The organism is Chryseobacterium sp. OV279 (genome assembly GCF_900128945.1).
Lineage (GTDB): Bacteria > Bacteroidota > Bacteroidia > Flavobacteriales > Weeksellaceae > Chryseobacterium.
Genome location: NZ_FQUD01000003.1, coordinates 225884 through 238721 on the forward strand (window position 1 = coordinate 225884; position 12838 = coordinate 238721).

The 12838-nt window shown below is 37.2% G+C and carries 11 protein-coding genes; 3 read left to right on the top strand and 8 right to left on the bottom strand.

Annotated features, from left to right (window positions below; genetic code table 11):
• From BUA72_RS13395 to BUA72_RS13430, 8 genes are all read right to left on the bottom strand, one after another.
• On the bottom strand, positions 1–510 hold the full coding sequence (locus BUA72_RS13395; RefSeq protein WP_317043239.1) for a transposase: 510 nt from the start codon (positions 508–510) through the stop codon (positions 1–3).
• Between the two features lie 50 nt (positions 511–560).
• Positions 561–1370: a hypothetical protein gene (locus BUA72_RS13400; RefSeq protein ID WP_139259613.1), complete on the bottom strand. Its 810-nt coding sequence runs from the start codon at positions 1368–1370 to the stop codon at positions 561–563.
• A 2-nt stretch (positions 1371–1372) separates the two neighbouring features.
• A complete protein-coding gene (locus BUA72_RS13405; RefSeq protein ID WP_047454203.1) occupies positions 1373–1666 on the bottom strand; it encodes a hypothetical protein in 294 nt (97 codons plus the stop codon).
• A 476-nt stretch (positions 1667–2142) separates the two neighbouring features.
• Positions 2143–3087 carry an MBL fold metallo-hydrolase gene (locus tag BUA72_RS13410; RefSeq protein ID WP_072923354.1) on the bottom strand — a complete coding sequence of 315 codons (945 nt, stop codon included), beginning with the start codon at positions 3085–3087 and terminating at the stop codon, positions 2143–2145.
• A 273-nt stretch (positions 3088–3360) separates the two neighbouring features.
• Positions 3361–4815: a sigma 54-interacting transcriptional regulator gene (locus tag BUA72_RS13415; RefSeq protein ID WP_072923355.1), complete on the bottom strand. Its 1455-nt coding sequence runs from the start codon at positions 4813–4815 to the stop codon at positions 3361–3363.
• 97 nt (positions 4816–4912) lie between these two features.
• Positions 4913–6055, bottom strand: a complete 1143-nt coding sequence (locus BUA72_RS13420; protein ID WP_072923356.1) for a vWA domain-containing protein — start codon at positions 6053–6055, stop codon at positions 4913–4915.
• Between the two features lie 216 nt (positions 6056–6271).
• Positions 6272–7057, bottom strand: a complete 786-nt coding sequence (locus BUA72_RS13425; RefSeq protein WP_072923357.1) for a hypothetical protein — start codon at positions 7055–7057, stop codon at positions 6272–6274.
• 85 nt (positions 7058–7142) lie between these two features.
• Positions 7143–7859, bottom strand: coding sequence for a HEAT repeat domain-containing protein (locus BUA72_RS13430; RefSeq protein ID WP_175548904.1), 717 nt, complete (start codon positions 7857–7859; stop codon positions 7143–7145).
• A gap of 223 nt (positions 7860–8082) precedes the next feature.
• On the opposite strand from BUA72_RS13430, the gene BUA72_RS13435 reads away from it, so the two are divergent.
• From BUA72_RS13435 to BUA72_RS13450, 3 genes are all read left to right on the top strand, one after another.
• Positions 8083–8985: an SDR family oxidoreductase gene (locus tag BUA72_RS13435; protein WP_072923358.1), complete on the top strand. Its 903-nt coding sequence runs from the start codon at positions 8083–8085 to the stop codon at positions 8983–8985.
• Between the two features lie 249 nt (positions 8986–9234).
• Complete coding sequence (locus BUA72_RS13440) at positions 9235–10155, top strand: AraC family transcriptional regulator (RefSeq protein ID WP_072923359.1); 921 nt, start codon at positions 9235–9237, stop codon at positions 10153–10155.
• 333 nt (positions 10156–10488) lie between these two features.
• On the top strand, positions 10489–12828 hold the full coding sequence (locus BUA72_RS13450; RefSeq protein ID WP_072923361.1) for a hypothetical protein: 2340 nt from the start codon (positions 10489–10491) through the stop codon (positions 12826–12828).
• Positions 12829–12838: the final 10 nt, after the last annotated feature.

Consider the following 12838-nt stretch of genomic DNA (forward strand, 5'->3'; position numbering starts at 1 on the left):
TTATGATTTATATTTTCCAAGCCACTTGTATAGCGTGGTTTTTGGAATTCTGTAATCCGTAATCACCTGAGCTTTTGTTTTTTCTCCACTTTCAATCAGACTTAAAATGAAATCAATAATTTCTTTTGTATAAATGTTTTTCCTGAATTTGGGCAATCCCGATTTCTGCTTTGCAACAGACTGATTTTTTACAAGTGAAGGAGCATACCAGATCAAATGCTGGGTATAAATTCTAAAAAAATCATATTCTAAAATTTTGCTCCATCTCAATAGGACTTCAGAATCAAGACTTTTTGAAGTATACATGGCATTGATTTCATCCTCTGAAGACTTAAGGAATTTGCAGATACGATAAATATCAATTTCAGATTCCAATACTCTTTTGTGAATGATCTGACCTATATGTATGTTTTTAAAATCCATTAATTCTTTATTTAAATTACTGAATATGAAACCTGTTGTTGTTTTGATTTTTACCAGACCACAAGCCTTTGAAAGGCCTGTAATCATGATAAAATATATAAAAAGTGTTTTTAGTTTGATGGAAGATTTAAATCGTATTACTTAAATTCAAAAATATAAGTGAGCATAGATTGGTTTTCCTTTCCGGTGCCGTTTCCACCCGTAGCAATCGTGTTCGAAGTATCTTCTTTGAAGATATTCACACCTATTAAAAATTTTCTTCCTGCCCATTTAGCCGGAGAAGTGACAGTTACATAACAATTTTGAGCTTCGGTGTAATACGTTATATTATCACCATCTATAAATCTTCCCTGTGTATTATTTAAACTGATATTATTAGCCGCTACCGGGTTGTGATATGCATTACTGCTATAATTAAATGTGATACTTTCTCCGGAAACATTATATAGAACCGCTGAGTAAGTGTCTCCTGTTCTCCTTCCCACATCTACTCGAAACATATCATTGGAGGCAAAATTTCCATTCGCGGGATAAGAGCCATATAGCTGATTGTTGGTAGGACTATATTGAGGTGGAGGTATCGAAATTGTATTTGCAGTAATCCCTGGATAAATAGGTTTATAACGCCCAAAAATCATGTTCCCGAAAGGAAGATTAGGATCTTCATTCAGACACTGCCAACGGGGAGCAGCCGGTGTACCATTATTAACCTGCAGACAATTATCAGTCGTATTATAGATCATCAAACCGGTTGCCGGCTGGGAAATAGAATTTCTATTGGTGGTAGACATAGTTCCTAGTAATGTTCCTTTATACTGGTTGGAGGTGTTGGTGGGAGCTACATGTAAATTGGCAGATGGATCCGGTGTTGAGGTGTTTATTCCAACCTGTCCTTTTGATAATACGACACCTGCTGTTATACATATTGTAATGCTTAATCTATTCATCTTTATGATCTGGTTTTTATGCATACCCATTGAGAGGCAGCGGGAGTCCCTTTATTTACTTTTAGACACTTTAGTTGAGTATCATAAACGAGCAGACCTTTAGCCGGATTGGCTATAGAATTAACCTGGCTTGTTGTCATTAGGCTTAAAAGGGTTCCTTTGTATTGTCCCTTTAAATCTGTAGGAGCTACTGTAAGGTTACTTGATGGGTGAGGTGTCGCGGAATTGATACCAACCTGCCCGAAGACATTTGAGGTGCACAAGATTACACCTATCGAAATCATTGTTTTTTTCATTTTTTTTTCATTTATATCAATTACAATTCTTTAAAAAGATTTGTAATTTAGTTTCGAAAATGTTTGTGTTTTTTTACCGAATTGTATCGGTAGTATCTTGAGGGCAAAGTTAATAGACCGGAAAATGTAAACATATAGCAGATATCTGTCATTTTCATGTTTTGCTACAAGTTTTATGTTAATGAAATTTAACTTTTGGTAAAATTATTCCTATTAAATTAACTTTTTATTGATTTTTTTATTCAATATGTGGTGATAAAATACAAGATTAATAAAATTGTATCTCGTAGAAAATATTGATCAGCATTGAATAAAAACATTGGTCCAACACTTAGTTTATCCACAGGAAATACTCCAACTCGATAGGAGAGTTTGAGAAATGCAAAAGCAGTAATTAACTGAAAGATTAGTATTGTTTTATGAAAATAAAGGGCAATAAAAAAGATGAAATAAAATTTTATCTCATCTTTTGATATCTAGGGTAAACTGATTTTTTTGCCTTGTTCCGGGAAGATATAATGTACTTTCAAAGGATTGTTTTGGAGTAATTCTTTTTTTATAATCTCCGGATTGTCTTTTGTCGGTTTTCTGTGAGTAACCACAATATGAAGGTTTTCTAAATTTTTCTGCCCCGTTTTTTCTTTCAGCCTGCTGAGCTCTTCCAGTAAAAGATTAGGTGTGAGATGGCCAAACAGAAGATTTTCAGGCTGGCTGTTAGGGAAAGAGACCTCAATTAGTATCGTATTGAGCTGTCCTTTTTTTATAAGCGCAGCGATACGGTCCCAAAGTATATTAAGACGATCAGATTTTTCAATGCGGTCAGAACCCGTATCTCCCAGGTAGAGCAGATAATGATCATCTTTTCTTACCAGTGCAGCGCTGCTTTTATATGGATTCACATGGCTTAGTTCATAGCCTGTAATAAAAAACGGAGTGTTTTCCGCAGGAATCTCTGCTCCATTTTGAAGTTCGTTATAATGGTATTTTCCGAGCATCGGTTTCTGGCCCTGATCGGCAAAATTAATCCACGTGTCTGTTATAAAATAATGATTTTGCAGAATTTGAAGTACCGGCGCTATCGCGAAAATGTTCTTTTTTGAGTCCGCCGGAGAATTGATTATCAGACCTGATACATGATCCAGATGGCCGTGTGAGATAAAATATCCTTTAATCTGATCTTTCAGAACCGTTTCTTCCGTTCCGTTGAGACTTTTTAACTGAATCGCTTTTCGTATTCCTGTATTTATAGTACCGGCATCAAGGCAGAGAAAGGCGCTGTCTTTTGGAGCTCCCACTAAATAAGCCGATAAATTATCTTCCTGTTCGCCACCATATATACCTAATGGAATGACATCAAAGTTTTGAGCCTGAATAGCAATATGTACAAAGAGAGCCAATAGAGAAAGTGCTGTTTTTTTCATTGTATATCAAGTAAAATCCATGTTTTTTGTAGTAGGATAGGGCAAATTTACATTATTTTTCTGCGATGATAAATCTTTCCGGTAAGATTAAAATCAGCGGTTATTATTTTAAAACAAACCATGAAAAAGAATTTTATTTCTTCATACCAGATTTTCTTACATGCGATGAAGATCAAGTGGAACAGGAAAGATAAATAAAAAGAGGCTGACCTTTTGGCCTGCCTCTTATTGTATTTTACATCTACAAATCTGTTTTCGAATATAGGAACTCTCTTAATTACGCAAATACTGGCCAATTCCAGCAGAATCAAAAGTAAAAGCAGACTGGTTTTCAGATTTGTCTAATTTTTTACTGATCGTAAGCGCCCATAAAACCAGCTCTTTGCAGAAATTCTGGTCTTCGGTACTTAATTCGGAAGCGTTTTCCTCAACGACTTCTACCAAAGGCGTTATGCTGTTGAGCTTAGCATAAAATTCCTCATTAGTATCCGTATAATTGAGTTCCAGATGGTTTTTGTTAAACCATTTGATCAGGTCTGTGTATGGCGTTTTTATCCCTTCTTTTTCTAATTTGGAAATACGTGGGAATAAGGTTTCAAACTGAATCATTACCGCCTGGTCAATTAATATTTTCGCTACATAATCTGCCCCTTCCTGCTCACCTTCATACACCAGTTCAATTTTTCCGGTAATAGATGGAATAATTGACATGAAATCAAGCAGACGAACTGTAGTATTTTCAGTATCAGATTCAATTAAACGTAATTTTGCCGCAGCCACAAGGTTTTCCATCGCACTGATGGTAAGACGTGCACTCACGCCACTTTTCGCATCTACATATTCACTGTCGCGGGCTACAAAAGCCACTTCCTCCAGAAGATCTTTAGCCAGACCCGGAATCTGTATCTGTGTTCTGTCTTCAGCTGAAATCAGGGCTTCTTGCTCTGTAATCTGTCTTGCAAGGGCAATGGTTTTTGGATAGTGTGTGAAAATCTGTGACCCGATTCTGTCTTTTAAAGGCGTCACAATGCTTCCTCTATTGGTATAATCTTCAGGGTTGGCCGTGAAAACAAACTGAATATCAAGTGGCATTCTCAACTGAAATCCACGGATCTGAATATCACCTTCCTGCAGAATATTAAATAATGAAACTTGAATTCTGGCCTGTAAATCCGGCAGCTCATTCAGTACAAATATAGAACGGTTGGCGCGGGGAATCATTCCGTAATGCAGAACCCGTTCGTCTGAATAAGGCAATTTTAAAGTAGCCGCTTTGATTGGATCTATATCTCCAATTAAATCGGCAACATTCACGTCAGGAGTAGCCAGTTTTTCAAAGAAACGGTTTGAGCGGTGTACCCATGAAATTGGAGTTTCATCACCATGTTCTGCAATTAAATCTCTGGCATATTTTGAAATAGGCTGAAACGGACTGTCATTAATTTCAGATCCCTTTACGATAGGCATATATTCATCAAGAAGAGTTACCATACTTCTTGCAATTCTGGTTTTAGCCTGTCCACGCAGACCTAAAAGGTTGATGTGATGACCGGCAAGAATAGCCTTTTTCAGTTGTGGAACTACAGAATCTTCATAACCCCAAAGTCCTTCAAATACAGGTTCTTTGGCTTTTATTTTTGCAATTAAATTAGCCTGAATTTCCTGATTGATTGTTTTGTCCGTATACCCGGAATTTTTTAATTCTTTAAATGTAATATCGTTTTTCATTTTCTTTTTTAAGTAATAATAATTATCTTTTCATGAGAACTTTCGGCGAACAGTACATAAGTCTGAAATCTGATGTCTGGCATCTTATATCTACCACCTATATCCTCTTTATCCTGTTTTTCTCGTAATCTTCAAAAATCATTTGTCCAAGCCCTGAAAGTCCTGTTAAAAAGGCTTTTCCTTTATTCTGTGCGGTGAAAGCTTCCACAAATTTACGCAGATAAGGGTCCTGAGCGATCATAAAAGTGGTAATCGGAATTTTCAGTTTTCTGGCCTGTGCAGCTCTGTTGAGACATTGGGAAACAATCATTTCATCCAGGCCGTTGCTGTTCATATAAAATTCTCCGGAAGGCAACTGAATGCAGCTTGGTTTTCCGTCGGTGATCATAAAAATCTGCTTGTTGGTATTTCTTTTTCTGCGAAGAATATCCATTGCCAGTTCCAGACCGGCCACCGTATTGGTGTGATAAGGACCTACTTTCAAATAGGGGAGATCTTTGATCTTAATCGGCCAGGCTTCGTTTCCGAACACAATAATATCTATGGAATCTTTAGGATATTTCCGGTTAATTAATTCCACCAGAGCCATCGCGACTTTTTTGGCAGGCGTAATTCGGTCTTCACCATATAAAACCATGGAGTGGCTGATATCGATCATCAGCACTGTACTCATTTGAGCTTTGTGTTTAGTTTCCTCCACGATAAGATCATCTTCTGTCAGGCGCAGGTCTGAAATTCCATTATTGATCTGTGCATTCTTTAAACTTTCGGTCATATTCACTGTAGATAGATCATCTCCGTACTGGAAGGATCGGTTTTCGCCATCACGCTCATCACCCACACCGGTTTTTGTGGTCCGGTGATTTCCTGCACCGCTTTTCTTTAGCTTTCCGAAAATCTGATCCAGTGCGTACTCGCGTAAAGCAGCCTCCAGTTTGGCAGTCAGTATATTTTTGCCTTTCCCGGTTCCTGAATTACCGTCTTTGGAATCATCTTCTTCCTTGATATAGCCGCGCTTTTTAAGATCCTCTTCAAAATCCTGAAGGGAATATTCATCGGTGAAAATGTCATATTCTTTATCCAGCACATCGAGCCACTCAAAAGCCTCCTCAATGTCCCCTGAAGTATGGGTCAGCAAATCTTTGAAAACATCAAAGATCCGGTCAAAATGCGAGATCTCTTCCGGAACATGTCTGCTGAATATAAACCCTTTTCGGGCGTTAAAATCTTTATTCGTCATAAAATGATGAAGCTGTTTTGCTGTTGTTTGCTTTTAGATACTTACGATAATCGTCAGAAATTAGATTCAACTGAAATTATCTGCAGGTATTCTGTATTTCTTTAGTTGTTTTAAAGGATACAAGTTAGGGAAATATTAGCCTCATGAAAAATAGAAAATACTAATGACCGTGATATGAAATGAAAATATATCACGAAAGATTATTTCAGTCAATGGCTATTGCGGATTCTTTCGGTACGCCTTAATTTCCAGAATAATCGTGGAGATGCTGTATATATAAAATAACATATTCAAGAAGCCGATGATGATTACCCATGTATTAAACCCGTCTTTTGTATAGATACGGTAAGCCCAATAGGAGAACAGCGGGCATATCATTAAGATCATTACAGCCACTGTGAGCGACTTTCTGTTGAAAGGCTGTTGAGGAATACCCCGGTTTTGTACTGCATTGGCATAAGTGGGCAATGTGGAAAATTCATTACCCGAAATAGAGTGAAAACCTGTACCTCCGGCAATCAGATCATTGGGTAGAAGAAATTTTATGTTTGCTGCTTGGTTATTATGAATGGCGTCCATCTCGCTGGTTAAGTCCAGATAAAATTCTTCAAGCGAGTCATAAAAAGCAGAAAACTGAGTAATATCGATTTCTAAACGGTCATCCGTTTCAAATTTAGAATGAATGAATTTTAAAAAATCATCGAAGAGAGGTAAGGTTTCAGGAAAATTTTCTTGCAGAAATTCCCGGCTTCTTTTTGCATTTCCTGTGAATGTTTCCCGGTCTACAGACAGATTGTTGGAATGCTGTTTCAGATAGAGTTCGGTTTCTTCTTCCGGATGTTTTTCGGCATATTGTTCATAAGCCTTCCATTGTTGGATTTTATTAATCAGTATTTTTTTATCCAAAACAGCAATCCAAAAGAAGGGCAGGGAGTTATTGGCCTCAAAAAGTGGCAGTTCCTTTTTCGGATTTTTTAGATAGAGATAGCATCTGTTTCCCATAGGTGCAGTATTTTTTGTTCGATCGGGTGATGGTTTTATATGCCAGTGAAGAATTTCTTCCGGATTATTTCTGTGGATTTTTTTCTTAATTATTGTTCAGTGCCTTTTCGAGGAATTTTAAAGCTTTGGGTATAACGGTGTCTATTTTTTCTCTGTCCATTGCATCTAATGCAGTCTGGGAAATGCCCAGCTTAGTTTTTCCCATTACTCTGATTGAGGATAAAATAACTGACAGCACAATGTAGTCTTTTTCATTCGGTAATGCAGTTTTGTATGCCTCAAATGCTTTTACTCTTAGATGGCTATTTTCATTTCTGAACCACATCTGCATATAAGAAGATGCGCTCCAGGCTCTGCATTTTGGTTGTTCATCTTCAAATAATCCTTTTTTTAAAATGATGAGGTCTTTCATTTGACCTATCCATCCTAAGACAATAAATGCATTCTCTCTTAGTAAAGGATCCTGGCTTTTGACGAATTTTCTGGCATATTCCATTGTTTTTTCTTTCTGTTTCCCTTTCGTTTTGCCCAAAATAAAAAGAATTGCAGCATGAAATTCCGGGTCTTCATTCTTTTCCAGTTTAGAAAGTAAGAACGCTGCTCCTTCTTCACCATGTTCATTAAATCTAAACCTTAGGTTTCTTCTGAAATCATCATCCATTTCAGGGTCCTTCATCAATTCATAATGATATTCCACAAAAGGACTTTCCATAATCTCCCAAACAAATTCCAGGTATTCGTCTTCCTGATTATTGTCAATAATATTTTTCAGCCAGCTTTTATATTCTGATAACTGTTTCATGGGTGATTTTAGTATATGGCAAATGTATAATAGATTGCTAATCAAAACAAACAATAAGGCAAAAGATATGGAAATGATCATTTTCCGGCGGTGAATGAAGCTGAGGTTTTGATGAAGGTAAAGAATATAATCTCAGGTTCTTTTTTGGCTAAGTAGAGGACAGATTAGGATAAGCCTGTTTTTAGGGATATTCAGAATTTTACACCAACAAAAAAAATCAAAAATGAATATTGTTTTAACAGGTTCCATCGGGAACATCGGAAAGCCACTTACAGAAGAACTGGTAAAGAAGGGACATACTGTAATAGTGATCAGCAGCAACGCAGAAAGAACTGCAGCTATTGAAAATATTGGAGCAAAAGCAGCTATTGGAAGCATGTTTGATGCAGATTTCCTTACTGCAACGTTCAAAGGAGCGGACATCGTTTATTTAATGGAAACTATGGAAGCCGCAGGAGATCTATTTGATAAAAGTATTAATTTTATCAGCTCCATTAGCAAAATCGGTGAAGCATACAAAATAGCGGTGGAACAGTCGGGTGTGAAAAAGATTGTCCATCTCAGCAGTATTGGCGCGCATACGGATCAGGGAACGGGAATTATTGTTTTTCATCATCATGTGGAAAATATTCTGAAACAGCTGCCGGAGGATGTTGCCATTAAATTTATCCGTCCGGTAGGTATTTATTTCAATATGTTTTCGTTTATCAGGACCATCAAAAATAAGGGCTCTATCATTTCCAATTGGGGAGGCGATCAGAAAGAGCCGTGGGTTTCACCGCTGGATATTGCAGATGTGATTGCTGAAGAAATAGAAAAGCCATTTGAAGGGCGCACTGTCCGTTATGTAGCGAGTGACGAAGTTTCACCGAATGAAATTGCAAAAGCTTTGGGTGAAGCGATTGGTCAACCGGATCTGAAATGGAAGGTTATTCCGGATGAAGAATTATTTCAAAACTGGCTGAATATTGGGTTCAATGAACAGGTCGCAAGAGGTTTTGTGGAAACTCAGGCAAGCCAGGGAAGCGGTGTATTGTATGAAGATTATAACAAGAATAAACCTGTTTTGGGGAAAGTAAAACTGGCAGATTTTGCAAAAGATTTTGCGGAAGCCTATAGGGTTTGAGAGTCGGAGAGTTTTAGAGTAAAAGAGTTGCGGTGTTCGTGTTAGGGGCTTGAGAATTTTTGAGTAAAAGAGTTTCGGGTTATCTGTTGCTGGTTCATTGTTGCTCTTAGTTAAATGAAGGACAAATATCTCTGGCGGCTGAGGTTCTCGAAGCCGCCATTGACATTTTTTCAAATCAATCTCAACCTTAATTTAAAAGTCTCATATCTGAAATCTAAAAATCTGAAATCTAATCGTAACTTTATCCATATGGAACAGCGCACGACAAAAAGAATAAAAACCATCACAGAGTTTCATCGTTCCAGAGGACTGGAACCACCTGAACATCCGATGATCAGCGTCGTTGACTATAATGCTGTGAAGAGACCCACTGATATTGGAGAGGTCAACTGGATGCTGGATTTCTATATGATCTCTCTTAAAATTGGAATTAATGGTCAGTTGAAATATGGCCAGCAGGCATATGACTTTGATGAAGGAACGATGTTTTTCATTGCTCCCAAACAAGTTTTTAGAATTGAGGCTGATAAAGATTCTCAGACAGAAAAATCGGGTTGGATGTTATTGATCCATCCTGATTTTTTGTGGAATACATCACTTGCTAAAACGATAAAACAGTATGATTTCTTCGGCTATTCGGTGAATGAAGCGTTGTTTCTTTCCCATAAAGAAGAAAAAACGATCAATGGAATTATAGAAAATATTCAGCAGGAATACTACGCTACTATTGATAAATTCAGCCAAAATATCATTATTTCACACATTGAAACCTTGCTTAACTATTCGGAAAGATTTTATGAGCGCCAGTTTATCACAAGGAAGATCACCAACCATAAAACCCTTGATCGTTTGGAAGATATTCTGAATGATTATTTTGAAAACAATGATTTGGTTTCAAAGGGATTGCCCACTGTACAATTCGTCGCAAATGAACTAAATGTGTCTTCCAATTATCTGAGCAGGCTTCTTAAAACACTTACCGGACAAAGCACGCAGCAGATGATCCATGATAAACTGATTGAAAAAGCCAAAGAAAAACTGTCGGTAACAGATCTGTCGGTGAGTGAAATCGCTTATGAGCTGGGTTTTGAACATCCGCAGTCTTTTACCAAGCTGTTTAAAAGCAAAACAAATCTTTCGCCTGTAGAATTCAGGAGTTCTTTTAATTAGAGAATGATTTCTCAATTTTCTTACACTCATAAATCATTGATTCAATCAGTGATTTTTTTATTTCAAGGCTGCCACCAGTCTGGTAATTTAGTGATATCTGAAGCAATCAAAACCATTTTTTCATGACCTGAAAAAATGATCAATTTTCTTTTTTGATCAGAATAGTAAAAATAAAATAACACAAAAGGGTGATTTTTATGCGGTATTTTTTTCTTTAACTTTATGATAATAAGATTCTTTGCAAAAGGAACTCGCATGAAAACTTCATTCAGAACTTTCTTTAATTACAAAGGCTGAATTTTCAGACTTCATCTTAATAAAAACTAATATACCATGGAAAAAATTTTTGATTATCTCGAAGGTCTTGTGAATACCGTCAAAGACAACGGACTTTTTATATTCCTCGCAGTGTTTTTTCCTATTCTGCTTTATAAATTCGGAGCAGGCCAGGAAATTGTCCTGGATCTTACATCCCGTGAAATGCTGGGTAGTAAAAACTTTTATGTTATAGCTTCATTTCTCTTTCTAGGGCTGAGTATATGGTGTATACCTACCATTTCTATCCACATATTCAGACAGATCAACAGGCTGCCATCAGATAAAGTTCTTGTGATACTGGATAGGCTTCTGGACTTATACAATGCAAAGCCCAAGTCTGATAGAGTGAGAAAAATACTTCAGGTTCCTGTTCGCTATGTTGCTGTATTTCCCTGGATTATTTTCATCATTTCCCTTACAAATGTTTATTATGGGAAGAAAGTGATGGTGGTCACCATTCTTGCACTTATTCTTATTATTAAGCTTCTGGATTATTACAGTAAAGTTTTAATAAAATCTTTTGACACCACTTTTCTTCAGCTTAAAAGGTTTTGGGAAATTATCTGTCTTTTGATTATACTGGCCGTTGAATATGTGATTCTGCAGTGTGGTGTCAGTGGGTATTATACTTCGCTTATTGTATTTGCCAATATAACGGGAGTTTTGCTTTCTTATACTTTTTTTCTTGTCAAAGAAAATTCAGAGGATTTTCCGGATGGTGATCCGCGTAAAATGGAAATGATTCATGATAAAACCTTATACATGCACGGTTTATTGCTGTTGATTTCCGGAGGAGTGATGATCTTTTACTTTATAAAACAGATAAACGGCACGCTCAGTAATGTTTCGCCCATCACAATCGGGACGATGGTTATGAGTTTTTATATCCTTATTATTGAGCTGTTTATAACCTCCCAGATACTGCTTTCTAATCTAATGATCAAAGGTTTTGCTGATACCCGCTTCAGATTCCGGGTGTACAGGGGAGTTGTTGTTTCTTTTGCAGTAGGATGGATTGTTTTACTTTTCAGCAGTACCAATCCTCATATCATCACTCAGACTCCTGTAAAAGATCAGAGTGAATACTTTGTCCGTGAAACCCTTTACAGCCACTTTGCAGAATGGTACAAAAAACGTAATCATGATCCGAATACAGGTGATCTGGAAGTATTCCTGGTTTCAGGTCAGGGAGGCGGTTCCAGAGCAGCCTACTGGTTTATGTCCAATATGTTTGAACTGGACAATAACACTGGCAAGGATTTCTATAAAAATCTCTATTCTGTATCCACCGTGTCAGGATCAAGTTCCGGTGCCATGATGTTTTTGGCTTCAAAGGCACATTATACACTTTCACCCACGGCTAAACGGGAGGTTGTAAAGAACATTTATACAAGAAACTACTTAAGTGGTGCTTTGTACGGATTGCTCATCGGAGACTTTATCGAAACCATTGCCGGAGCTTTTGGAATGCAGGTACGCGACAGAAATTATTATTTTCAGATGGAAGAGCAAAATGCCTTTGTGGATGCTCATAAAAAAGCGGGAACATGGTCTGCAAAAGATTCCGTAGAACAATTTTTTTCAAGAGACTATATGTACTATTACAACAGAAAAAAAAGTAAATACAATATGCCTCTGCTATTTCTTAATTCAGCTATTGTTGAAAATGGGAAAAAAGTAGTTTTCAGTCCGGTACAGCTTAATACACCCATAGATACTGTAAGCGACGGGCAGAAAAATGATTATGCTCTTTTCACCCTTTATGAAGATGCCTACGGAATTTACCGTAAATGTGACTGGTCCGTAAATAAAGAGATTCCGATGTCTGCATGTGTAAATGCAAGCCAGTCATTTCCCCTCATTAATGCCTACAGTTTCCTTCATGGAGTAGGACGTTTGACCGACGGTGGTTTCTTCGAAAATTCGGGAACTTCTACGACTCAGGAAATCTATACAGCACTCAAAAAATATGTTAAAGAAAAGAAGCTCCGTGTAAAATTCACGATGATCAATATATTAAATACAAAAACAGATAGCGACCTTGCTGTAAATTATTCAAGAGCATCCATACTTAATACAGTAACTGCAATGGCGAAAAATCCCTTTACCGGGCATGAGGTTCTTGCGGTTAAACAGCTTCAGAAGCAGGTGGTTCTTATGAGTAATGATGGAAAGGACCGTATCATAACACTTATTCCGACAGGAAAGTACAATCTCACCAGAATTCTCAGTGAAAAATCAGTAGCTAAGATGCGTAATGAGCTGGACACTAACATAAAGAAAAGCAGATATATATTCCAGCTTCAGGATACGATGAGGGACAAACAGCTGCTTAAGGGTTTTGCTACACAGTAGAACAGGAATG